General features: G+C 57.6%; 20 protein-coding genes and 1 riboswitch. Of the genes, 10 read left to right on the plus strand and 10 right to left on the minus strand.

Annotated elements, in window-relative coordinates; all coding sequences use genetic code 11:
* Nucleotides 1–6: 6 nt before the first annotated feature.
* Complete coding sequence (locus GC165_16770) at nt 7–1,380, plus strand: hypothetical protein (GenBank protein ID MBI1334523.1); 1,374 nt, start codon at nt 7–9, stop codon at nt 1,378–1,380.
* Between the two features lie 118 nt (nt 1,381–1,498).
* Here GC165_16770 and guaB read toward each other — a convergent pair whose 3' ends face one another.
* The 7 genes from guaB to GC165_16805 form a co-directional block, all read right to left on the minus strand.
* A complete protein-coding gene (gene guaB / locus GC165_16775) occupies nt 1,499–2,977 on the minus strand; it encodes an IMP dehydrogenase (protein MBI1334524.1) in 1,479 nt (492 codons plus the stop codon).
* Between the two features lie 224 nt (nt 2,978–3,201).
* Nucleotides 3,202–4,725 (minus strand): amidohydrolase family protein, encoded by a 1,524-nt coding sequence (locus GC165_16780; protein ID MBI1334525.1) that lies wholly within the window; start codon nt 4,723–4,725, stop codon nt 3,202–3,204.
* Entirely contained in the window at nt 4,707–6,014 is a 1,308-nt protein-coding gene (locus GC165_16785) for an NAD(P)-binding protein (protein ID MBI1334526.1), read from the minus strand. The genes GC165_16780 and GC165_16785 overlap by 19 nt, the downstream gene beginning before the upstream one ends.
* Nucleotides 6,011–6,235 carry a hypothetical protein gene (locus GC165_16790; protein ID MBI1334527.1) on the minus strand — a complete coding sequence of 75 codons (225 nt, stop codon included), beginning with the start codon at nt 6,233–6,235 and terminating at the stop codon, nt 6,011–6,013. The genes GC165_16785 and GC165_16790 overlap by 4 nt, the downstream gene beginning before the upstream one ends.
* Nucleotides 6,232–6,873, minus strand: coding sequence for a hypothetical protein (locus tag GC165_16795; GenBank protein MBI1334528.1), 642 nt, complete (start codon nt 6,871–6,873; stop codon nt 6,232–6,234). Before GC165_16795 ends, GC165_16790 begins: the two co-directional genes overlap by 4 nt.
* Before the next feature lie 8 nt (nt 6,874–6,881).
* Nucleotides 6,882–7,766 (minus strand): 4-hydroxybenzoate octaprenyltransferase, encoded by an 885-nt coding sequence (locus GC165_16800; GenBank protein MBI1334529.1) that lies wholly within the window; start codon nt 7,764–7,766, stop codon nt 6,882–6,884.
* A gap of 22 nt (nt 7,767–7,788) precedes the next feature.
* A complete protein-coding gene (locus GC165_16805; GenBank protein ID MBI1334530.1) occupies nt 7,789–9,759 on the minus strand; it encodes a cellulase family glycosylhydrolase in 1,971 nt (656 codons plus the stop codon).
* A 159-nt stretch (nt 9,760–9,918) separates the two neighbouring features.
* Here GC165_16805 and GC165_16810 point away from each other — a divergent pair, with 159 nt between their 5' ends.
* From GC165_16810 to leuB, 3 genes are all read left to right on the plus strand, one after another.
* On the plus strand, nt 9,919–11,892 hold the full coding sequence (locus GC165_16810; protein ID MBI1334531.1) for a DUF4382 domain-containing protein: 1,974 nt from the start codon (nt 9,919–9,921) through the stop codon (nt 11,890–11,892).
* 144 nt (nt 11,893–12,036) lie between these two features.
* Nucleotides 12,037–13,458: a DUF4382 domain-containing protein gene (locus tag GC165_16815; protein ID MBI1334532.1), complete on the plus strand. Its 1,422-nt coding sequence runs from the start codon at nt 12,037–12,039 to the stop codon at nt 13,456–13,458.
* A 59-nt stretch (nt 13,459–13,517) separates the two neighbouring features.
* Nucleotides 13,518–14,591 (plus strand): 3-isopropylmalate dehydrogenase, encoded by a 1,074-nt coding sequence (leuB, locus tag GC165_16820; protein MBI1334533.1) that lies wholly within the window; start codon nt 13,518–13,520, stop codon nt 14,589–14,591.
* 472 nt (nt 14,592–15,063) lie between these two features.
* On the opposite strand, the gene GC165_16825 is transcribed toward leuB, so the two are convergent.
* Nucleotides 15,064–15,357, minus strand: a complete 294-nt coding sequence (locus tag GC165_16825; protein MBI1334534.1) for a hypothetical protein — start codon at nt 15,355–15,357, stop codon at nt 15,064–15,066.
* A gap of 24 nt (nt 15,358–15,381) precedes the next feature.
* A riboswitch (cyclic di-GMP riboswitch) is annotated at nt 15,382–15,480 on the minus strand.
* A gap of 230 nt (nt 15,481–15,710) precedes the next feature.
* Here GC165_16825 and GC165_16830 point away from each other — a divergent pair.
* The 3 genes from GC165_16830 to GC165_16840 are packed head-to-tail and all read left to right on the plus strand — an operon-like array spanning nt 15,711 to nt 17,073.
* Nucleotides 15,711–16,418, plus strand: coding sequence for a hypothetical protein (locus GC165_16830; protein MBI1334535.1), 708 nt, complete (start codon nt 15,711–15,713; stop codon nt 16,416–16,418).
* 38 nt (nt 16,419–16,456) lie between these two features.
* Entirely contained in the window at nt 16,457–16,690 is a 234-nt protein-coding gene (locus tag GC165_16835) for a type II toxin-antitoxin system prevent-host-death family antitoxin (GenBank protein MBI1334536.1), read from the plus strand.
* On the plus strand, nt 16,672–17,073 hold the full coding sequence (locus GC165_16840) for a PIN domain-containing protein (GenBank protein ID MBI1334537.1): 402 nt from the start codon (nt 16,672–16,674) through the stop codon (nt 17,071–17,073). The genes GC165_16835 and GC165_16840 overlap by 19 nt, the downstream gene beginning before the upstream one ends.
* Here GC165_16840 and GC165_16845 read toward each other — a convergent pair.
* Nucleotides 17,070–18,638, minus strand: coding sequence for a hypothetical protein (locus GC165_16845; protein ID MBI1334538.1), 1,569 nt, complete (start codon nt 18,636–18,638; stop codon nt 17,070–17,072). The two genes, GC165_16840 and GC165_16845, sit on opposite strands and share 4 nt — an antisense overlap.
* A 62-nt stretch (nt 18,639–18,700) precedes the next feature.
* On the opposite strand from GC165_16845, the gene GC165_16850 reads away from it, so the two are divergent.
* Nucleotides 18,701–19,228, plus strand: coding sequence for a hypothetical protein (locus GC165_16850; GenBank protein ID MBI1334539.1), 528 nt, complete (start codon nt 18,701–18,703; stop codon nt 19,226–19,228).
* A gap of 109 nt (nt 19,229–19,337) precedes the next feature.
* On the opposite strand, the gene GC165_16855 is transcribed toward GC165_16850, so the two are convergent.
* Complete coding sequence (locus GC165_16855; GenBank protein MBI1334540.1) at nt 19,338–20,699, minus strand: PEP-CTERM sorting domain-containing protein; 1,362 nt, start codon at nt 20,697–20,699, stop codon at nt 19,338–19,340.
* A gap of 45 nt (nt 20,700–20,744) precedes the next feature.
* Between GC165_16855 and GC165_16860 the strand changes: the two genes are divergently transcribed.
* On the plus strand, nt 20,745–21,902 hold the full coding sequence (locus GC165_16860; GenBank protein MBI1334541.1) for a homogentisate 1,2-dioxygenase: 1,158 nt from the start codon (nt 20,745–20,747) through the stop codon (nt 21,900–21,902).
* Complete coding sequence (locus tag GC165_16865) at nt 21,875–23,020, plus strand: hypothetical protein (GenBank protein ID MBI1334542.1); 1,146 nt, start codon at nt 21,875–21,877, stop codon at nt 23,018–23,020. The genes GC165_16860 and GC165_16865 overlap by 28 nt, the downstream gene beginning before the upstream one ends.
* Nucleotides 23,021–23,052: the final 32 nt, after the last annotated feature.

The raw sequence follows: 23,052 nt of genomic DNA on the forward strand, positions 1-23,052 counted from the left end.
GTGCCGATGATTGCTCTTTTCGCCGCCGCCTTAGTGTTTTCAAGTGGCGACCGACTTAATACGTTGATCTGGAGAGCTGACAATTTTCACCAGTCTGACGCCAAGGAAATTGCGAAGTACGGCAAAACTGCCTTTAACCGGCTTTACGCTCTCCTGAGCAAGCCGGCTGCTTCGGTCAGTCACGAAGAGTCTTTGCACCGAATCTGGTGGTCCCACTATCTTTGCGAGATGGCAAAACCAAGCGACGGCAAGAAAGTGGTTCAATTGCTGCAAATCTCGCGGAAGGACATCAACTCGCGCTACGAGGCCCATACCTATCTCGACTGGATGGCCCAGCAAAAGAGTCCAAACCAGTTCCGGTCATGCTTCGAGTCATCCATCCTCACGGAACCTGTTCCGTCCGCAAATGGCTTGGTAAAGATTGGCGACGATAAAGCGGTTGAAGCTCTCGTAAAAGCAATCAAAGAGTGCAAAAGTCGTGAACCAGTGATCCAACTCTTTTCGGGTCTCGTATCGATCCGTCGAAAAAGCGTGAAGAGAGCAATCGACGCTTTCTCGTCCGGTAAGCGCGTTCTCTCTCCTATTGCGGGTCGGTCCGCATTGAAATCCGATAACGGTCGGGGTTTTCATATCCTCGATCGAGTTTTGCCTGACGATGGAGAGAAGCTTGCGCTTGTGGCGTGGGACGGCCTTGGTTCACCAGAAGACCTTTGGGTTGTGAGATGGGACGGGAAGCAGTGGAGCGATCCAGTGTTCACCGGAATGACGAACGCGGTGACGCAACGCTACCCAATCAACCCAACGGACGACGAAGAGAAGCGAGCGGCGGAGATCAAGGCGTATGCCAAGGCTCGCGATTGGACTCAGGCATACGGACCCGATTCAAAGCTAAAGAAAGATTCCGATAGCGACGGTTTGACTGACATCGTGGAACAGTGGATTGGCACCGACCCTAACAACCCTGATACGGACGGAGACGGAATTCCAGATGGCATCGACAAAAGCCCGATGGCCAAACCGGCCACGGGCGACAATCTCGCACTTCAGGCAGCCCTCATACCATTTGCCATTTATCGCAGTATGGCAATTCAAAACCTCTGCTTTACCTACCCACCGCTCGTGACTCCCGTGGAACTCAACGCCGCGGCAGGTCCCGTCTACTGGTTCCCAGATGATGACAAGAGGACCTGGCACGCAGAATTCTTGTACGGCCACTGGCTACATATTGAGAGTTCTCAGAAGTTTGGTCTGAATCAGGTTGTATTTGTACTCAATGAGAGTTACGGATACTATGACTTGATCCACACGATTACCGTTAAATGTGTAGAGGGCGACTGGCAGATTGTCAAAATTGACACGAGGTCGGGAGGGATTGCCTAGTCTCGATTGCGTGTCGCTCAGTGACCCAAGTCAGGCTGACCTTCGAAGAACGGTTGGTTCAGTGGAGTGAAACCGAGAATTGACGACGCAATACTGGGATTCTCCCCCGAAGTCTCCACTAGTCCGCTTCGCTACTCGTGAACGGCGACGAATAGTTCGGCGGTTCCTTCGTGATCTGGACATCATGCGGATGGCTCTCGCGCAGACCCGCGCCGGTGATCTTCATAAACTCCGCGTGCTCGTGCAGTTCGGCCAGCGAACCGGCGCCGACATAGCCAAAGCCGCTTCGCATTCCGCCGACGAGCTGAGCCATCGTATCCTTCAGCGCACCTTTGAACGGCACGCGTCCCTCGACGCCTTCCGGCACGATCACCGCGCCCGACTCCTTGATCTGCATGTATCGGTCGCTGGAGCCCGACTTCATCGCGCCCACCGAGCCCATGCCCCGGTAAACCTTGTACGCTCGGTTGCGGTAGATTTCGATCTCGCCTGGGCTTTCTTCGCACCCGGCAAACATGTTGCCCATCATAACCGCGTCGGCCCCGGCGGCCAAGCACTTCACTACATCGCCCGACGAGCGAATTCCACCGTCAGCAATGGTCGGGATGCCCAGCTTCTGAGCCTCCTCGGCGCAGTCTCGCACCGCCGTAAATTGAGGAACGCCAACACCCGCCACCACGCGAGTGGTACAGATCGAACCCGCGCCGATACCGACTCGGAGGGCATCCGCCCCTAGCTCGTGCAGGGCTCGCACACCCGCCGCCGTCGCCACATTTCCTGCGATCACCATGAGGTCGGGCAGTTTTGTTTTCAGCATCTTCAGGCAGTTCATGACGCCCTTCGAATGGCCATGCGCCGCATCGATCACCACGAAGTCCACACCTGCGTCATGTAGAGCCTTCGCTCGCTCATACGGCTCGCGAAGCGCGCCAATCGCGGCTCCGACCACCAGCCGCCCCTTGGCGTCCTTGGTCGAATACGGATGCTGTTGCACCTTCAAAATGTCCTTGATCGTGATCAGTCCTTTCAGGAATCCGCCGGAATCCACGATCGGCAGTTTTTCGATTCGGTTCTCGGCGAGAATCTGCTGAGCCTGGTCCAAGGTCGTGCCCTCAGCGGCCGTAATCAAATCCTGCGAGGTCATGCGAAGGCGGATGGCTTGCGTATAGTCCGTCTCAAATCGGATGTCGCGGTTGGTGAGAATTCCTACCAGCTTTCCTTCGGCGTCGACGATGGGCACGCCGGAGATATGGTAGCGCTCCATCAAGTTGACGGCGTCCTGCAGAGTCTCTTCGGCGGTGAGTTTGAACGGCTTGGTGATAACGCCGCTCTCGGATCGTTTCACGCGGTCGACGGCGGCGGCCTGCTCGTCGATGCTCATGGTGCGGTGAAGCACGCCAACGCCGCCTTCTCGGGCAATGCCGATGGCCAACCGGGCGTCGGTAACGGTGTCCATCGGGGCGGAAATGATCGGCACATTGAGCCGAATTCCAGGTAGTAATTGGGATCCTAAGTCAACTTCGCTGGGCAGAACTTCGGTTTTGGCGGGAATCAAAAGAACGTCGTCAAAACTGAGACCTTCGCGGTATGAAGCCATATAAGAGTATGACATAAGTCAGGGCTTTTCGGCTTCGCTTTGCAGGCTTCAGAAACCGCCAATTTTCAGTCGGCAAACCAAGAAAAAGGTTGCCTCCCCGCGCACAAGGATAAGTCGACAGACCAAGCTACCCCTTTGTTGACAGAGGGGTCGATGACCGAGGAACGAGGGAATCGGGGGAGTACGGCGGGTCCCAGTTGACCCATGCTTCCATTTCTTCGGTCCTACATGTCGTCGCGAAGCTGAAAGTCGGCCACTTCTCCAGCTTCCAGCGAACCCATCAGCCCGTGATCGCCGTTCACCTCGGCCCCCGCCACCGTGTAGCCAAGAATCGCCTCTTCCAACGTGCAGTTCTCCGCCGGATCGAAGCCATCGAGGCGAGACGAAGCCGTCCGAATCCCATCCATCGGATCGCCCGGTACGATCGGGCGATCCGAGTTCAAGCTTAGCTTGAGACCCGCATCCAAAACCGATCGCGTCCGCTCCAGCTTCGACGCGACTGCGTCACCGAGCTGACGTCGGTAAACATGGCCGAATCGTAAAAGAAACTCAGGTTGAAATGTTACAAAACAGTCGAGGCGAGCCAGTCGCTCAATCTGCTCGTCACTCAGAATCATGGCGTGCTCGATGCGGTGTCGAGACGGATCGCCGGTCGCCTCGAAGGCATCCATCACCAGGTCGGACGCATAGTCGCCAATGGCGTGAATCGCCACCTGATACCCGGCGTCCGAAGCCGTCCGCGTCATCGCCGTCAGCTTTTCGGGTGAATAGATCAGTTGTCCGCTGGTCCCCGAGACCTTGGTATCCACCGCATTCCGTGAGATCACCGGGCCCTTGGCGGGTTGCCCTGAATACGAACCGTAGATAGCCGCCGTAGCCGAGCCGATGGCTCCATCGGCGAAGAGCTTGATCCCCGCCACCCTCGTTTGGTCCGGCGATGAGAAGCCCGCCGCCAGTTCGCGGAATCGCTCTAATCCGATGCCCTTCGGCCCGAACACGTCGCGCCACTGAACATATAGCCGCGTCCTCACCCTGCACCCGCGAGAAGCCGCGATTTGATAAGCTTTCAGTTCATTTAGTAGATCAAAACGCCCCGTCATCATATCCGACGCGCAGGTGATGCCGAGGTCGGCCATCTTGTTGCCGGCCTCCAAAATCGCCTCGACCATCTCGTCCAAGTTCGGCTTTGGCGTTGCCGCCCAAACCACCTCATGAGCATCCTCCAGAAGCACCCCGTTCAGCCGCCCCGAATCGTCTCGAACAAATTCGCCACCCGACGGATTGGGCACGTCTTCCGCCACGCCCGCCAGGCGCAGGGCTTCCGAATTGGCGATACTACAGTGCCCGTTATAGTGCCGCAACAGGATCGGCCGAGACGGAGAAATCGCATCCAGGTCGTCCCGGGTTAGGTGCGCACCGTCGAGAAACTTGTTGTTGTCGTATTGCACGGCCAAGAGCCAACCGTCGGGTTGCTCGCGGTGCCGGTCGCGGACGGCGTCGAGAATACTTTCCCGAGTCGAATGGGCGACCAAATCTAATTTCATCAGATCGAGCCCGGTCGGCAAGATGTGGCAGTGCGCATCGATGAATCCGGGCAATAGAATCTTGCCCCCGCAGTCCACTACCTCATCGTCCGGGTGCATGACCTCGTCGATCGTCGGAGCGATCACCACCCGACCGTCTTCGACCACCATTTGGCTTGGCAGCTTGGTCCGCCACCACTCAAAGTTCATGTACCTTGTTCGCATGTTTTAACCTCCGCTACGACGCGCTCCGCGCTCTCTAGCGCACCCTCGATAAAACCTACCCACGTGGCCGTATGCTCGCCCGCGAAGTGGACCCGGTCAAACGGAACGATCATGTTTTGTGAATGTTCGAGCACATATCCTGGTCGATAATGACTGAAAGCTCCACGCGAATAAGGGTCATGAATCCAGTCGTGGAGCCACCCTCCGTCAAAGAAGTCCTTGGCTTCTGGGAAGTACTGGCCCAACTCGTACGCCGCCGCCGAAATCGGGTCAGGAAGCGAGGTCCACTCGACCGCTCGCTCACCGCAAATATAGGCAGTCAACACCGGTGAGCCACCCCTGGTACCATCCCACATCTGCTGTAGCGCGCCGTCGCAATGGAAGCGACCGCAAAATCCTCGCTCTGTCCACCAGGGCTTTTTGAACTGAAGGGCGATTTTGATCGCGCGGCTCATCCCACACGCCTCGACGGCGCATCGCTTAGCCGATGGCAAGGGCGGATCGAACACGACATGCTCCAGGCACGGTGGTGGCAAGGTCAGAACGACGCGATCGAACTCCTCCGACGACTCATCGTCGAACTGAAGGGTGACCTTGCCGTCGCTCTGAGCGACGCGCTGCAAAACGCGACCTAACCGAACCTCGCCCGCCAAAGCCGCTTTCATCGACTCCAATAGAGACGAAAAGCCCAAAGGGGTCCGATAAGCGCTCATTTCGCTCTCGCCCCGATTAAGATTCTCGCGGTCGATATAGTGGACGTAGCCGCTCAACCACCCGAGGAGCCCGATTCGCTCCAGATCCTCGCCTTCGTCGCTCCGAAGGTTTGCGTTCATCCACCAGAAGCCGCGCTCGCTTTGGCAGTTTTGGCGAAGGAACGACGCAAGGTCGAGGTTATCGTACTTTGCGAACTTAGAATTCTTCCAGGCTGGAAGCTCCAGTTCTCGGGCCAAGGCTCGAGCCGACAGTTCGACCGCGGTTTCGTCTTCCACCAAATCTTGCCAGAGGTCGTCCGTTCGCCGCACCTCGCCCTTATAAATAGCGAGCGCCGGTTCGCGAACCGCCTCATCCAACCGACCCTGCAAGGCATTGACCAATCCATGCAGACGCGGCTGATCGGCATCGATCCATTCTCCGCCTGCCTCATAGATGGCTTCCCCCTCTTGCACGGTCTCCAAGCGACCACCGATCCGATCCCTGGCCTCGAAAACCGTGACGTCGCAACCCATCGCTTCCAACAGACGGGCGGATTGCATGCCGGAAATTCCGGCCCCGACCACCGCGACCTTCATCGCTTAAGCTTCCCGGAAAACAGCAGGAAGAGCGAAGTGAGGATCACGCCCGCCGCCACGAGTTTGAACACTCCGCGCGTGTAACCGTAGGCAAGCACGCCAAGCGCCAGGGCAAAGATGATCGATGTCGCCTTCAGGTTGAACGGCTTGGTCATCGCGACAAACCCACCGCCGAAGCAGATGATCAGCACGAGCGGAACCACCATCGCCTTGAAGATCATGCCGGGGCTCCCAAAAACTCGCCCAGGGCCGAAACCTGAGCCTGCGTACTCACGGTAGCGAGGCAGGTTTCTTCGCCGCCCGGGAGGTCGGCGTCTCGCGCCAGCAAGGAAACGACCCCGACGCGCCGCTCGCTCGCCATCGTCCGGAGCGACGACTGATCTTCCGGCAAAAGGACCACCTCAAAGGCGTCGTGGAACTGCCACAGGCTCTGAACCGCCAGCGCCGAGCCCTCGGCAAACAATCCGAGGTGACGGATATGCCCTTCCTGCTTCGCAAACTCCAACGCCGCCAACGCGCCGTTGATCTGAAACTCCTCGACCACCCGCCGCACGCGCAGAAAATAAAAGTCGACCATCTCTCGCCCGACCGCTGACAAAACCTCGATCAGGTGCGCCTGAATCAGGTCCGTGGCGTGGTCCTGGCTGGTCGCCCGCTCGTACTGCGAGGTGCTTCGCTGAACCAAAACGTCAGTCCCGCCGCGCAGAAATCCGCCCCACAGGGCCGGTTGCGACGAGATGTCCATCGGCACGCCCAGATCGCGAGCCGCCACAGCTAAATCCCCTGGCGACGTCTCCGGCGAGACGGCCAACGAGGCCCAAACCCTCGGATAACTGGCATTGGTGCGACCTAATAACATAGCGAAATTTATCGAATCAGTCGGTCGATGAGAACGAAGACAAAGACGCCGACCGAAATGCACCCGTTCAGGGTGAAGAAGGCAAAGTTTACACGCGAAAGGTCGTTCGGCTTCACCAAGGACTGCTCATAAGTCAGCATTACGCCCGCAAAAATCACCCCAAGCCAACCGACCCAGGTGATCGGCTCCATGGCGAACGCCTGGACCAAAAACACGACTGCGAACAAGTGCGACAGTCGGCTGACGATCAGGGCCGTCTTCCGACCGAACCGAGCCGGAATCGACCGCAAGCCATTCTCGCGGTCAAACTCCTCGTCCTGAAGGGCATAAATGATGTCGAATCCGGCCGTCCAGAGCAGCACCGCCAACGTCAGGAAGATCGGCGGCCAACTGAGATCGCCCTTCACGGCGATCCAAGCGGCGGACGGTGCGATGCCCAACGAAAGGCCGAGCCAGTAGTGGCAAAGCCATGTGAACCGCTTCGTCCTTGAATAGAAAATCGTGACGAACAAGGCAATGGGCGAAAGAATAAGCGTGAGCGAGTTCAGCATCGCTGCCGCGCCTAGAAACAAGATGATCGACGCGTAAAAGTATAGGTTTACGGTTCTTAAACTTAATAAACCAGACGGAATCGCCCGCATCTTCGTCCGGTCGTTCTTCGCGTCGATGTCACGATCAGCGATCCGATTGTAGGTCATCGCCGCCGTGCGACAGCTCACCATTGCCACCAGAATCAATAGGAAAACGCGCAAACCGGGCCACCCGCTCGGCGACGCCCAAATCATCGCGATCATGGCGTACGGCAAGGCGAAAATCGAGTGCTCGAATTTGATCATCTCGAGGAAGGCTCGAAACGCCTTCCAACCCGATGCCTGCCCGGAAACCTGCGCCATCACCTTTATTCTACGAGATGCCTCAAAACTCGTAGGCCGCGGGCCCGAACTCGATCTTCCCGCTTGTCGCCCGGCTCTTGTCGGCAGCCTCGACAAACAAGAAATGGTCCCATGTCAGCTTGCCCTGCGGCGCGCCACCACCCGAGATCGACGCTTGCGCGGTCAGGTCCGCCAGCGAAGCGATGTACACCCGCCAGCCGTTCCGGTCGGTTTCGCTTCCCAGCGTGCCTAACGGAATCTGGAAAATCCCCCCCGACGCGTCCTTCACCCGAACAAAGAGAGGATTGTTCGACCCATCCGGCTTCACCCAAATCACAAAGCGCTTCGCTCCGTCGGGAATCTCCATCTCTTTACTGGCCATGAATCCGCAGCCCGCCGACCCCGCTTCCAGGGAGTAGCTCGCTGCCGCTCCGGTCACGCCTGCGGTCATCATGCCCTTCTCAAATTCCGTCCCATTATAGGTTCGAAACTCTAGATCGTCGGTCACCATCTTCACAAGCTGAACCGAATAATCGCCGACCTTTTGACCGCCCACCAATGCGGTAATCATCGTCTGAGCATCGGAGTCGGCCAAGGGTTCCACCGTCCGATCCGCATTCGCCGTGGCAAAACACGTCACCTTGGCGCCGCTGGTCTTGCGGTCATATCGAAACTCCACCTTCGAAGGCGTCGTTCCCGCCGGTTTGGTGATGACGGCACACCAACCTTCGTCGTCGATCGGCGGCGCAAAAGCCAAACTCAATTGCGTCACGGCACTGCCAGGGACGCTCTTCGGAGGATTGGTCGCAAGGCTCGAGTCGCCTCCGCTTCCCGTCTTTGGCGGCGCGACCGTATCATTCGAGGCGATCGACGTCGAATCCTCGATGATCTGGTTATACAGGACCCGGTTGGACTTATCTGCCATGTCGTACGCTTCAAATTTCGGCAAGCCACCCAGCTTCTGATACCAGCGGGCCCGTACCATCTTGCCGTCCCCCGCTCCGACCACGACCCAACTCAGCGGGTCCTTCTTCTCCATGCGTCGAAACACTGAACAGCCCTTGAACGCTTTCAGAACCAATCGAGCCGCATCAAACGCCGGCTTCGGCTTCAGGTTGGAACGCACGATTCCGAACCGATGCTCGGAGTTCCGCGCGTCGTCGCCATCGTCCTTCCAATCGTAGTAAATCGAAACCGGACTGCCCGCCGCCGCACTCAACAGCCACAGTTTGGCCAGGTACATCGCCTGCCGGTCCTCGTTTACATTGCCGCCCTTATAGGTCGAATAGCCCCACTCCGAGCAGACCACCGGCATGTCTTCGCGCCCCTTGGGAGCCACCGAGTGAATCAGGTCCTGAACCTTCTCGTAGTCCTTCACCACCGTTTCGGGTCCGCCGCTGCGATACGGGTGGACCGATACTCCATCGATCAGCCCCAACAGTTCGGGCGTCAAAACCGCCTTCAAGAATGGCATGTCGATGGTCGAAACCCCAGGACCGATGATCCGGCAGTTGGCATCGGCGGTTCGCATCGCTTTTGCCGCCTTCAGCGCCAGCATCGCATAGCTCGACGGGTCCGGTTGCGGTTTCCAAAACTGGCTGATGTTGGGCTCGTTCCAGATTTCCCACACAATCTCCTCGCCCTTGTAATGGGCGATGGCCGCCGCCGCCCAAGCTGCATAGGCATCCTGCGCCTTCACCGTTTTCGGCGCGCCCTGTTCGTAGATCGAATTCCCGTAGTCGAGAATGAAAAGCGGGCGGATGTGGGCGGGCTTTAGCCGCGCCAAGAGTCGGTCATAAGCCGAAAAATCGTATTGACCCGCCGCCTTCTCCGTCGCTTCCCAGGTGAAGTCGGTCCGCACGTAATTGATGCCGGCCGCCTGCATGAGCTCTATCTCTCCAGGGTGGGGCTCGGTGAAGTGAATATTGACGCCGAATCCCTGCCAGATCTTCTGCGGGGCCGCCGATTGCCGAGCAACCGCTAGTCCGCACAGAGCCGCCGTGACGAAACTCATTCCAACAATTATATCGAAATTGACTCTTTCGGGGTTCCAAGTGAACCTGAAGCCGCCGTGCAAATGGCGTACCACATTTGCCAAAAGTGGGACAAATGGTTGAAATTCGGCTAGAAATGCGGGGGTACAAAAGCTGGTCGCGCGGAAAGCGACTTTCAGATGAAGCGACCGTACCTACCACTTTTGACGCGGATAGTCTTATTCGTCGCCTTCATCGCGACCCTGATTGGTTGCGGTGGCGGCGGAGCAGGATCGAGCCTATCAAACTCATTCAATTTGTTCATCACCGACGACGCCTCGACCAACTATTCGGGCGTCTGGGTCAAGCTCTACAAAGCCGAGCTGAAGGGCGATGGCGACACTGGCGTCACCCTCTTCGAAAGCGCCGAAGGGTTGACTGTCAACCTTCGCCAGCTCAACGACGGCGCGAGCAAGTTTCTGCTCCTCGCCCCAGGCCAAGTTCCGGCCGGCACCTACACCAAGATTCAGTTCGAAGTCGACAAGACCGTGAATCTCGTCGCCACCGGATCAGGAGCGCCTTCCACCGCCACCTTCCCCGACTCGCTGGATAACGGCGCGGGCCATTCGAACCTCGCCCTCAACCTTTCACCGGTCGTGACTATGCCAGGTTCGACTAAGGTGGTCGTCGACTTTGACCTCAAAAATTGGGATGTCGTCAATGGAGTCATCACCCCAGTCCTTCGCAACCACGACGGCACCGGCCTGGAAGATAGCTCGCGACACGAGCGATTTGAGTTCAATGGTGTCATCGGCAACCTCGCCGGGACGGCTCCAAACCAAACGTTCGACCTGACTCTCCGAACCGGTGGCACCATCAAGGTCTCCACGGACGACACGACCGACATCGTGGGTGAAGGCGATTCCGCTGGTCTCACAAGCGGCCGAGCCGCGTCCATCTTCGGCGCATTCGACCCTACAACCAACACTCTCAAAGCCAATATCGTTCATTTCATCAGTTCCAACCAGGAGCAGCAGATGGCCAAGGCGATCGGTCTTGCCTCGAACGTGAACGCCGACGCCGGTAGTTTCGACCTCGCGCCGAAGTACACCAAGGGCTTTGCGCCGAAGGGCGATACCGTTTCGGTCACGACCGACGGCACCACCGTCTTCCGCGGTAAGAACGGCATCACGCTGACTAAAGACCAATTCTTCAGCGCTCTTGCCGCCGCCGGATCGCACGCCAACGTTGACCTCGAAGGAACGTACGACGACGGTTCGAACACCATCGCCGCCAAGTCCGCCCACGTGGAGAACGAGGCCGAGTTTGGCTCCGCCGAGGCTGCTGGACGAACGTCCAACCCGAACGCCGACACACAGACCTTCGACCTGGCTATGACTGAAAACGAAGGCATGCACGACCTCACCGGAACCGTACAGGTTCAACTCTCTCCGGATGTTGCGATCAAGGGTCCGAACGGAGTCGTGACCACCGTCGACCAGTTCTTCTCGCTCCTAACTGAGAAAGCCCGAACCGTCACCGTGAAGGGTGCCTTCAACCAGGATACGAACGTCCTCGTCGCTTCCCGAATCGAGTACAAGGTCGATGCTGCGGTGAACTTCACCGCTAAAGGCACCACCTCGAATCCTGATTCGACCGGCGGAGCGTTTGACTTCCTGGCCAGCCAGGTGTCGGGACTCGACCTCTCCAAGAGCACGGCCGTCCACCTGACCGTAACCGCGAACACCGTGTTCCGCGACGAGAACGAGCAAACCATCAGCTACGATGACTTCTTCGCCCTGATCGATCAGAAGTCGAAGACCCTCAACATCGCCGGTAAGGCCAGCCTTCCCGGCCCCGAGTTCACCATCACATCCATCACCGTGATGCCTGATCCCGTGGTTCTCGAAGTCGCCCGCGGCTCGTCGTCCAACCCGAACGCCGAAGCCGGAACCTTCGATATCGCGGTCGCCGAATCCAATGGATTCGATGCTCCTGACACGCTCCACGTTCAACTCGGCGATGGAGCAGCGCTGAAGGGGCCGCAAGGCATCTCGATCAATCGGACGCAACTCTACTCATATCTGAATGAAATGAGCCGAAACGTCCGTGTCACCGGCGATTACCACGACGGCACTTTTGTGGCCAGCAAGGTCGAACTGATCTTCCAGTAACCGACTGCCGGACAAATCACCACTGGCGGCGGGTCGTATTCTTCGGAATCGACCCGCCGCTATCTTTGTGTCAGGCGAAGCGCGGGGACCTATGTCCTAAATTTCCGGTAGAGCACGGCATTCTTGCTGGCATTCGTCTCTACAATGGTATGGGCTCAGGAGCTAGCTATGAAAAATCGAATATGGCGAATTGCATTCGCCTTTTTGTCACTGCTGATCTTAACCGTGTCGCTTGTTAGCTGTGGAGGTTCGAGCGATGGCACGGGATCGGGAAGCGCATTCAATCTTTTCGCGACCGATGACCTCAACGCCGACTACACCGGAGTATGGGTCAAGGTCTATCACGCAGATATGGTCGATTCGACGGGAGCAAAAGTCGACCTCTTAACCAGCACGGATGGGGTGACCGTCAATCTTCGCGCCCTTAACGACGGTGCGGCGAAATTCCTCCTTCTTTGTCCTGGCAAGTTGCCGGCGGGAACGTATACCAAAGTTGAATTTGAACTCGACAAATCGGTAACCCTCGTGGCGACCGGGTCGGGAACCGTATCCACTGCCGACTTTCCAGACTCTTATGATGCAACCGTCGCCGGACATTCTCTGCTCTCGGCCGACATCACACCGAACCTGACAGTGCCGGGTTCATCCAAACTCATCATCGACTTCGACCTGAAGAATTGGACGGTTTCGAGCGGCGTCATTACGCCGGTCCTTACTGTCAGCTCAGGCACCGGCTTCGACGACGGATCTCGACACGAGCCATTCGAGTTCCGCGGAACGGTAGGCGATCTCGCCGGAACGGCGCCGACGCAGACCTTCACCCTTAATCTCAAGAACGGAGGCACCATCTCCGTCACGACGTCCGACACCACCGCGATCGTCGGTGATGGCGGTGTGACCTCGCTGTCGAACGGGATGAACGTCCACGTCTACGGGACGTTCGATCCGACCACCAACACCATCACAGCGACCAGCATTCGCGCCGACTCCGAGTTCTCCTCATTTGCGGCCGCCGTCGGTGCCGCCAGCAACGGCGACGCACTGGCCCAGACCTTCACGCTGACACCGAAGTGCGTGCATGGGTTCGTTCCCCAAGGTGACAGCCTCACCGTCTCGACCTCCGATACGACGAAGTACCGGGGCCACCACGGCTCGATGCTCACCGAGGCTCAGTTCTATGAGGCGCTCGCGGCAGCTGGCGATAACGCCGTCGTTGATGCGGAGGGAACCTACGATTCCGGCTCGAATACGCTGACCGCAAAGAGCGTTCACATCGAGAACGAGACGGAAGTCGATCACGCCGAAGCCCAAGGCACCGTGACGGCCGCAGACCTCACGACGGGAACGTTCACGCTCACCGTGTCGGAGTCCGATGGCTTTGCCAATAACTCGGACACGCTCTCGGTCGTCGTTTCGGTCGATGCGCTGTTCACGAACAACGAAGGTCACATCATGACGGAAGCGGACTTTTTTGCCGCTCTCGCGTCCCCAACCCAACGCATAAAGATCAAGGGATCGTTCGCAAACGGCGTGTTTACCGCAACCCGTCTGCAACTGAAGCACTAAGAACATATCCAACGCCAGGTGGGCACCCACCTGGCGTTTTCATTCATAATCAACGAACGATGGCGTTCAAAATTGCGGTTCTTCCTGGCGACGGGATCGGTCCCGAAGTAATCGCGGAAGCGGTCAAAGTCGTCAAGGCGACTTCCGACAAGTACGAATTCGAAGAGGCGATCATCGGCGGTATCGCCTACGACCAAACCGGTCATCCGCTCCCGCCCGCCACTCTTCAGCTTTGCCGCGACGCCGACGCCGTCCTTATGGGCGCGGTGGGCGGCCCTCAGTGGGAGAACATTCAGCCAGCTTCCCTTCGCCCCGAAATTGGCGCGCTTCTGGCGATTCGTTCCGAATTGAGTCTCTATGCCAACGTCCGCCCGGCGAAGACCCTGAAGGCACTCCTAAACGCGTCTCCGCTGAAAGGCGACCATGGCATGATCGACGTGGTCGTCGTGCGCGAACTCACTGGTGGAATCTATTTCGGCCAGCCGCGCGAGCGACGCGATGGCGGCAACACCGCAGTGGACACCTGCGTCTACACCAAAGCCGAGGTTCGCCGCATCGCTGAGCAAGCGTTTGCCATCGCCCGAACCCGCCGACGCGAAATCGTCAGCGTGGACAAAGCAAATGTCCTCGAAACGTCGCGCCTGTGGCGCGAGGTCGTCACCGAGATGGCCGCCGAGAACACCGACGTCAAGGTCACCCACATGCTCATCGACAACTGCGCCATGCAGTTGATCCGCCACCCGGGCCAGTTCGATGTCATCCTCACCGAGAATATGTTTGGTGACATCCTCAGCGATGAAGCCTCGATGATCACCGGCTCTCTTGGGCTTTTGCCGTCGGCCTCCATCGGCCCGTCCAAGAACGGCCGCGACTTCGGCTTGTACGAGCCCGTGCACGGCAGCGCCCCGGACATCGCGGGTCAGGGCCGCGCGAACCCGATCGCGGCGATTCTCAGCGCGGGCATGATGCTTCGCTACACGTTCGGCGACCTCGAAAGCGCCGACCGTATCGAAACGGCTTGCGAAAAGGTTCTGGAGTCTGGCCTGCGCACGCCGGATATCTTCGAAAAGGATTGCCAACTGGTCAGCACATCCAAGCTTGGCGACGCAATCGCCGAAGCAGTGTCTGGTTAGGAGTTTGTAGTCTGGAGTTAGCAGTCGGCAGTTGGCAGTCGGCAAGAAACATACAACGCAGGGCACCGCGGTTTTTTGGCTACTCTAACCTTAGACAAATCAGCCCCAACGGAGCAGCAATATCTTAGCCAGGGTTGAAGCGAGCTTGCGAGCGCGGTTTCTGGTTAGCAGTCGGCAGTTGGCAGTCGGCAAGAGACATACAGTGTGTGGCACCGAAGTTCTTTGGCTAACTCTGACCTTAGACGAATCAGCCCCAACGGGGCGGCAATATCTTAGCCAGGGTTGAAGCGAGCTTGCGAGCGCAGGCCCTGGAATAGGGTTATTTCGTCCCAAGTCCGAGGAGTCCCGAGAAACGGGACGACCCGGCGATTATCGCCGCGCCGGTTCCGAGGGCCGCGCCAAAATCTCCCAATCAAAAACGCAAAAAGCCTCCCAATCACTTGGGAGGCCCTCAGTGCGCGGAAAGATAACCTTATCGCATTCGATCCGCGATAGAGCGTCGGATCATCGTGTCGACGATTTCTTCCGCCGAAGGATTGTACTCACCGCTCTCGATTCGAGCCTTCAGAGAAGCGATCATGTCTTCTCGGTCCGGCATGTCGAGAACCTGCTTGGTGAGGTCTTTGACAAGTTGGGCATCTCGTTCGGATGCATCTTCTTCGGTCTCAACTCCAAGCACCAGCTTGAGGTTTTCGTCCTGAGTGTCGATGTCGGGAGCGGTGAAACCGCTCAGTGCTTTCTTTACTTCCGCGTCTGAAATCCGCATGTTCTTTTCCTTGCTCGATTCCAGACAGGCAACTCGGCTTTCTTATTTTCGGCTGTCTCCAACCGAATCAAGACCCATAAGCTTTGCGTGATCGAGGTCACCCTCGTCGTGCCATTTTCTGTCAGTGGCTTTCGCCTTACAAGGTTTATCGGCTGCCTTTCCAAAAACCTTTAGAGCAAACCTCACAGAATTCTAGAGAATTTTTCCCCAGAAACCTAGAGTAGCTTCAAAACCCGGCACAAAATCCGGGCTCTGACAAACCTAATGATAGCGGATTTGACAACTTTTTTTGTACTTTCGGCCTATTTGGGCAGTCAAAGTAAAAATGGGAAGTTCCCTTGTAAAATGCAGTCATGACGTTCCCTGAATGGATGACCATGGTCGAACAGGCGGGAGCGTCGATGAACGGCGTGGATATGAACTGGCTTCAGCACCAGTATCAGACCAACCAACAGCCGTCCCTCATCGCCCAAATGATCAACGCCGGGCATGCGCCGCGGCCGATGATGGGCCAACCCATGATGCAGCCGATGTATCAGCCCATGTACCAGCCGGGGTATCAACAGCCGGCCAAGCCCAAAGGAGGTGGCTTCAGCACGTTCATGAACATCTTCATGGGCACTCTCGGCTTTGCCGCCATCGTTGGCATGATCCTTTACGGGCTCATGCTCCTTTCCAAACAGGCCAATCCCGAAACCAAAGGGCGCAAGCTCACCATCGAAGGTGGCGGAACCTCGACCTACGATCCGCCGCCCTACGAAACCCTCAAAGCCAAGGGACTCGATCCCACCGTCGCCTACCCCTACTGGCCGGTGGTCTACGATACGCCGTCGATGAAGGCTGCCCCCGACATCATCATGGGTAAGGTCACCAACTACGGCGACAGCGCCGTCAAAAACGTCACCGTCCACTTCGGCCTCTATCTTCAGAACGGTGACAAGGTCGGCACCGCCGAAGACATGATCGCCGTGCTCGAACCCAACGCCACCTGGGACTACCGCGCCAAGGTGAACCACAACTACGACAAGTGCAGTCTCGACGACATCACGTTCTCGAAATAACATTATAACTGGTCATTAAGACCGGTCATAATGTAAATATGATCGTTATTACCGCAACTGAATTCAAAGCCAAGTGCCTTGAGCTGTTGGATCGCGTTAATCGAACCGGTGAGGTACTCAAAATCACCAAGCGAGGAAAGATCGTCGCTGAGCTTCGAGCGCCGGAACCAGACCTGCCTGCACCTTCAGGGCCTGGCTTCGCGAAAGGCGAATTCAGCATCGTAGGGGACATCATGTCACCGATCGACGTGGAATGGGAAGCTATGAAATGATGGTTTTGGATACCCATTCATTTCTCTGGTATTGCCTGGACGACCCAGCTTTACCTCCAGCCACGAAGCTCCACCTCTCCCAAAACGCCGAAGCTGTCTTTGTGCCCTCCATCGTCATCTGGGAAATTGTGATGCTGGCCCAAAAGGGCCGGCTAAACATTGGAAGCACATCCCCCGACCAATTTGCTCGGGGACTGCTCTCTCGTTCGAGGTTCAAGGAAGTACCCCTCAACTCCGAGATAGCAATCCTCAGCCGGATTCTTCCATTCCATCACGAAGATCCGGCCGACAGATTCATTGCGGCGACGGCACACTTTCTAAGAATGCCCTTAGTAACCGAGGACAAATCCCTGACTGGTCTTTCCTGGCTAAATACGATCTAGTCCTCAAGCCGAATCGTGACTCGCTTCCCTTCGATCACAACCTTCCCCTTGACGTCTTTCAGACTTACTCCCGGCAACTTCAGCTCCTTCGCATTGACCGTTCCGTCCGCTCCAATCCCGTCCATCGTCGGCTGACCGGTCAACTGGATATGGACCGCCTTCACCTTTGTATCGTGCAGAATCGCTCGCGGCGCGTCTTCCGAAAAGTTCAGAGCCCCGACGATCCCTCGAATGGGAATCAGGCGGTAGATCGTTTGGTCCGGATTCACGCTCAGAATGCCGAACGGCGTAAACGCAAAGCCAACCTTCGGCGACTTTAGCTGCGAGTAGTCCAGCACCAATTCGCCCGGCCCATCCGTAAACTTTGCAACCTGCTCCCGCACGTAAACCGCTCCGTCTTCGGCCAACTTTGTCTTCTGCGCCCAGAGCTCCTTGAACCTTGCCGACGCCCGAATCTCGTCGGTCGCTTGCGAAAGCTCGTCAGAGTGTGGCGCCAGTGCCTCGGTTGCCAACGAGGTCAATGTGTCGTCTGTTTTCAAGACTCTGTCGTGCCACTTCATGCCTAACCTGTCCAGCAACGCCCCAATTGCCATGCCCGAATAGTACAGGCGGAACCGCACCGGCGACGCGCCATACAGGTCGTTGTTGACCGTGTTCGTGCCGTCCATAAAGTGTTGCATCGCCGAAATCAGCTTCCCGCGCTCCTTCGTCAAATCGCCGTAACCCGCAAATCCCTGCACCAACCACATGTCCTTGCCGGGCGTCTTCCCTTGCAGGCACTGCAGAGTCCGGTACTCCACATACATCGCCAAACCCTCGCTAAATTCGGTGCCGTCCTCGTACGCGGCTGATTCCTTGCTCAGCAGCTTTCGCCGCGCTTGCCTCGCCGCCAGCCAGCGGACGCCTGCTTTGCGAGCCTCGCCCAGGTTCGGAGCTTCCAACGCCGCCTTCAACGAATCAGCCTCGATTGCGAGCCAAGTATTGTTGTCCACCGATAGCGTTGGGTATCGAGCCAGCGCCATCTCGTTGCCACCCTTCTTCGGTGCCATCTTGCGCTGGTACACGTGAAATGCCTCGTGGGCAAACATCGTCATTGAACTCATCGGGTCGGAAAAGATTCCGCCTTCGACGATCTTGTCCGCCTCGCTCGGCTCCTGGACGATCGAATCGGCGATGCTCTCGATCCACTGACGCTTTGTCGACTGCGTGTCCGCCACCACCAACGTCTCCACCCCGTTCACTTCGGTCGATGTGTTCTGTCCGTCCAAATCGAAGGTGGTTTTGCCAGTCCTCAGGAAGATCGAGCCGATCGGAGAGGTAAACGCCCCGCGATAGCGTTCAAACCCTTCCGGCGGCTTGGGATGGTTGACCAAAACCTCTTGCCGACCGGGAAAGTACACCATGACCGGCGTTTTGCTGGCGTCCCAGCCCGGCCAAACCGGATTGCGGGCGTTGCCAATCACCGACCATATCTCGGCCGCCTCGACGAGTTTGAGAGGGTCGATCAGCAGGGTCTGAGGCTTGGCCTGCGACATCAAGACGAGAGATGCGAAAGTTCCGATCATTTACGAATCGTAAATTACCATTTTTACGATTCGTAAAGTTCCCGTCATAATGAAAAAGAAATATGTCGCTCGACCGCCCGCTTTCAACCTTAGAGCTAACTGCGCTCGGGATCATCCTCAAGCGCGGCCCCTGCCTAGCCCACGCCGTGGTCAACGAATTCGCAGGCTCGCAGACTTTCGCCTATCGAAGCGGGGCCGGTTCAATCTATCCGCTTCTGAAGCGATTGCACGAAGCTGGACTCCTGGAGTGCGACAAGAAACACTACACCATCTCCGAGGCCGGAATCCAAGCCCTTCGCACCTGGATTTTGCCGCCCTTCAATAGCATGGACGTCTCCACCAACCTGGACGCCCTCCGCTCCCGAACCTACTTCCTCCGGCTCCTCGAGCCCTCGGAGATCGATCTCTTCACCTCGACCGCCATCGCCGAACTCGAACAGGTTCTCCTCAGTTGCCAAACTGATCTGGAAACCTACCGAAAGACCGGCGACCGATTCAGCGAATTCGCCATGCTCGGGGCCGTTCGCGAAACCGAAGCGCGGATCGCTTGGATGCGCGAAGTGCAATCCGCCCTCGGCAGGAAGTTATAGGGCGCCCCAAGGCAGAAGGTCGCCTATTCAGGGCCAATATTGACCAGAAACTCTTGGCCGAAAACAATTAAGTTTTTCGGGGTGGCGGCTCGCGCCGCCACCTCGAAGTTCAGTCCTTCTTTCGCCGACGAAGCAATGCCACCACGCCGATGCCAAGAACCGCCAACGCGGTCGGTTCGGGAACCGGAGACGTCGCCACCACGGCTTTCAGCGGCAGATGCCCCCATCCGCCGATGTCGATCGTGTTGTTCACATCGTCGTAACAGGTCAGGCACCAGCGAGACGCGTTCTCCATTGCCTGAGCATTGGTCGTGTCCGCACCTTTCTGATATTTGTCGTCGCGGTAGACCAGATACTTGTTGCTGCCGATCGTCACGAAACCGGCCCCAACCACCCAGTGCTTATCGGTCATGAACATCAGGTCCTGCCCTTTGTTCATCTCCGAAGTGATCCAATTCCAGGTGATTCGCCCGTCGTTCCGGGCTGTTCCATCACCGGTCGTATAGTTTCCGTTCGTCGGCAGGTTGCGCCCGCCAACATAGTGGACCTCGAGCGGAAGGTTATTCTCCTTGATATATTTCAGCTTGGCCTTCACCTGGTCGTCGTCCCAATTACCGTCATGGTTGTTCCCCATATAGCCGGCCAGCTTGGTCTGAAGTGCGGGCAACGTGTCCGGCAACGTAAAGCCGTTCTGCTGAGCCAGCCAAGCCAGGCTGTTCGTCGCCGAGCCTGGACCACAGTAATTCTTCTCCTGAGTGATGTTCGGCATGGTCGGACGGAAGTTGGCCGAAAATCCAGCGCCAGGAATGTAGACCGACGGGTTGCCATACAAGAAGTTGTCGCCCGACGGAACACCGCCGTTCGAGTACCGCCATGTTTGGCCGACACCGACGCCGAAGAACGTTCCAAAATCGGTCTGCCCAAGTGGACTTCCGGTGACGAGCGCGCTGGCGTTCATCCCCGTGACCGGAGTCTCAAACCCGCTTCCGAGATCCCAATAGCTGGAAAACTTCAGCGGCGAACCCGACCCTGCGTCGCTGAGCGAGAGGAGCGGCATGTTTTGTACCGCCCATTCCACTCCATGCGGGGTGTCCACGTAAAGGTTGTAGTACTGGGTACTCGAGGACGGCGCATATTCGACATCGAACTGAAACCGGCTCGAAATGACTTGAGTTTCAGAGGCGTCGCCTGGATCGACGTAGCTCATCTGATTGAATTCAAAGGTCTGCCCCCAACAGGTGACCGCAAATGCGGTGAATGCAGTAAGGAGGGTCGACCGCAAGAGATGTTGTTTCTTCATCTTGGGTTCTCCCACCGCCACCATAGTCCTTTCCCCGTAAAAATGCAAGGAACCGTCATGGATCTTAACGGCTGGCTCTCGAAGGATTGGGTGCCCTTTTGAGCCAACTACGGGACGATTCCAGATCAGGGGTAAGCCGACAAAACTAACTTCACCGTCGCCCTCGCCCATTCCCTGCCGTAGTAAACTTCAGTCAATAACTCGACGGAGAGAATGATGCGATACGTTGCCCTGGGACAACTCCCCAAAAAACACCACATTCAGTTTCGAAAGCCCGACGGCGGACTCTACACCGAACAGCTTTTCAGCACGCATGGATTCAGCAGTACCATGTCCACGCTGTACCATATCCACCAACCCACCGAGGTCCTCGGCTGGGAGGATTACGGCTCCTGCGCACCCCAATATCTCGAAGAACAGCCGCTGCGCCACCTCCACCTCAAAACCAAGAAAATGGAGCCGTTCGGCGATGCCGTCAGCGGCCGAAAATGCCTGATGGGCAACGGCGACCTCGAATGGAACCAGGTGTTCGTCGCCGAGCAAATGTCGACCTATTTCAAGAACACCGACGGCGACGAGTGCCTCTTCATCCACGACGGAAGCGGCACCATGGAGTCCCTTTTTGGAACCATCCACTTCACGCCCGGCGACTACCTCGTCATCCCGCGCGGCACCATTTACAAGCTTCATTTCGACAAGTTGCCCGTCAACATGCTCGCCATTGTTTCGTACGGCAAGATCGAAGTCCCCAAGCGCTACCGCAACGAATACGGCCAGTTGATGGAGCACGCCCCGTTCAAGGAGCGCGACTTCCGACCACCCACCGAGCTTCCCGTCCACGACGAAGAAGGCGAGTTCAAGGTCCTCATCCGAAGCCGCAACCACCTCACGATGTACACCTATCCCCACCACCCGCTCGACGTAGTTGGTTGGGACGGTTACGACTTCCCTTACGCCTTCAACATCAACGATTTTCAGCCGATCACCGGCAAGCTCCACATGCCGCCGCCCATCCACCAGACCTTCCAGGGCAATGGCTTCGTGGTCTGCTCGTTCTGCCCGCGCATGCTCGACTACCATCCCGACGCCATCGTCGTGCCGTACGTCCACAGCAACGTCGACAGCGACGAAGTGCTGTACTACTGCAACGACAAATTCGGCTCTCGTAAGGGCATCGAGGAAGGTTCGATCACCATCCACCCGCTCGGCATTCCCCACGGCCCGCAACCCGGAGCCGTCGAGGCATCGCTGGGTGCGAAGCAGACCGAGGAGCTGGCCGTCATGGTCGATACCCACCGTCCCTTCAAGCTGACCAAAGCCGCCCTCGAGATCGAAGACCCCGATTATTGGAAGAGCTGGCAGGTTCGCAAATAGACTTCGCTGAGCATTTTCGCGACCACATCTTTTCGCGGTGGATTCCGCGCGCCATCGACCCTGTCCACGGCGGATTCCACCAAAACTACAGTGAGGATTGGACCGAGTTGCCGGACCGCACCCGGAGCCTCGTCTACCTCTGTCGGATGATCTGGCTCGCTGCCGTCGGAGGGCATCATGAAGCCGTGGAGCATGGCTGTCAGACGCTTTGGGAACAGTTTTGGGACAACGACTACGGCGGCTTTGTCTGGGAAATCGGGTTGGATGACACAGTGGTTGAATCCGAAAAGCACCTTTACGGACAGGCCTTCGCCGTCTTTGCTCTGGCTCGTGCTGGCAAGCTCGCCGACGCCAATTGGGCCTTCCAATGGTTCGACCTCCATGCCCGCGACCCGCTCTACGGTGGCTATGTCGAAACCCTCTGGTCAAACGGCGACCAAAAGGTCACCGGTGAAGGGACCGACGCACTCGGCACGCCCTACGGACTCAAGTCGATGAACGCCCACCTGCACCTGCTGGAAGCCCTTACGGAGCTTGGACATGCCCTTCCCGACCAACGAGTCATTGGCGCGCTGAACGAGGTCTTCGACGTTTTCCGCAAATGGCTTGTCTTCCCAGACGGGCGGCTCCTCTACTATGCGACCCAAGACTATCGCTCGGCGAGCGAAGTCGACTCCTACGGCCACGCGATGGAAGCCGCGTTTCTTCTTGTCGAAGCCGCCGAGGTCCTGGATCTAGCCGTCGAAGAAACCTGGGCTCAGGCAAAAACGATTGTAGACCGAACCCTCTCGGTCGCGTGGGATCACGACCATGGCGGTCTGTTTTACGAAGGCGAATTCGGCAAACCGCCGCATAACTGCGACAAGATTTGGTGGGCTCAAGCCGAATCTTTCAACGTTCTTCGGCTGATGGCCGAAAGGTTTGGCTCGCCCTACACCGACTTCTGTGATCGCCAGTGGCGCTTCATCAGCGATCATATAATCGACCACGAACACAAAGGCTGGCGTCCGATCGTCCTCGCCGACGGCTCCCCCATCCCTGGCTCTATCAAAAGCGACGCCTGGACCGAAGGGTATCACCAGGGTCGAGCCGTCTCCTTAGCTGGGCCACCGAGTTAAGAAGGAAACCCTGTATAAATACTGGGATTACT

The organism is Armatimonadota bacterium (assembly GCA_016125185.1).
In the GTDB taxonomy this organism is placed as follows: domain Bacteria; phylum Armatimonadota; class Fimbriimonadia; order Fimbriimonadales; family Fimbriimonadaceae; genus Fimbriimonas.

Excerpts from the sequence above, each read along its gene's own strand:
- GC165_16770 (MBI1334523.1), top strand. The coding sequence starts at position 7 with ATGATTGCTCTTTTCGCCGCCGCCTTAGTGTTTTCAAGTGGCGACCGA.
- guaB (MBI1334524.1), bottom strand. The coding sequence starts at position 2,977 with ATGGCTTCATACCGCGAAGGTCTCAGTTTTGACGACGTTCTTTTGATT.
- GC165_16780 (MBI1334525.1), bottom strand. The coding sequence starts at position 4,725 with ATGCGAACAAGGTACATGAACTTTGAGTGGTGGCGGACCAAGCTGCCA.
- GC165_16785 (MBI1334526.1), bottom strand. The coding sequence starts at position 6,014 with ATGAAGGTCGCGGTGGTCGGGGCCGGAATTTCCGGCATGCAATCCGCC.
- GC165_16790 (MBI1334527.1), bottom strand. The coding sequence starts at position 6,235 with ATGATCTTCAAGGCGATGGTGGTTCCGCTCGTGCTGATCATCTGCTTC.
- GC165_16795 (MBI1334528.1), bottom strand. The coding sequence starts at position 6,873 with ATGTTATTAGGTCGCACCAATGCCAGTTATCCGAGGGTTTGGGCCTCG.
- GC165_16800 (MBI1334529.1), bottom strand. The coding sequence starts at position 7,766 with ATGGCGCAGGTTTCCGGGCAGGCATCGGGTTGGAAGGCGTTTCGAGCC.
- GC165_16805 (MBI1334530.1), bottom strand. The coding sequence starts at position 9,759 with ATGAGTTTCGTCACGGCGGCTCTGTGCGGACTAGCGGTTGCTCGGCAA.
- GC165_16810 (MBI1334531.1), top strand. The coding sequence starts at position 9,919 with ATGAAGCGACCGTACCTACCACTTTTGACGCGGATAGTCTTATTCGTC.
- GC165_16815 (MBI1334532.1), top strand. The coding sequence starts at position 12,037 with ATGGTATGGGCTCAGGAGCTAGCTATGAAAAATCGAATATGGCGAATT.
- leuB (MBI1334533.1), top strand. The coding sequence starts at position 13,518 with ATGGCGTTCAAAATTGCGGTTCTTCCTGGCGACGGGATCGGTCCCGAA.
- GC165_16825 (MBI1334534.1), bottom strand. The coding sequence starts at position 15,357 with ATGCGGATTTCAGACGCGGAAGTAAAGAAAGCACTGAGCGGTTTCACC.
- GC165_16830 (MBI1334535.1), top strand. The coding sequence starts at position 15,711 with ATGACGTTCCCTGAATGGATGACCATGGTCGAACAGGCGGGAGCGTCG.
- GC165_16835 (MBI1334536.1), top strand. The coding sequence starts at position 16,457 with ATGATCGTTATTACCGCAACTGAATTCAAAGCCAAGTGCCTTGAGCTG.
- GC165_16840 (MBI1334537.1), top strand. The coding sequence starts at position 16,672 with ATGGGAAGCTATGAAATGATGGTTTTGGATACCCATTCATTTCTCTGG.
- GC165_16845 (MBI1334538.1), bottom strand. The coding sequence starts at position 18,638 with ATGATCGGAACTTTCGCATCTCTCGTCTTGATGTCGCAGGCCAAGCCT.
- GC165_16850 (MBI1334539.1), top strand. The coding sequence starts at position 18,701 with ATGTCGCTCGACCGCCCGCTTTCAACCTTAGAGCTAACTGCGCTCGGG.
- GC165_16855 (MBI1334540.1), bottom strand. The coding sequence starts at position 20,699 with ATGGGCGAGGGCGACGGTGAAGTTAGTTTTGTCGGCTTACCCCTGATC.
- GC165_16860 (MBI1334541.1), top strand. The coding sequence starts at position 20,745 with ATGCGATACGTTGCCCTGGGACAACTCCCCAAAAAACACCACATTCAG.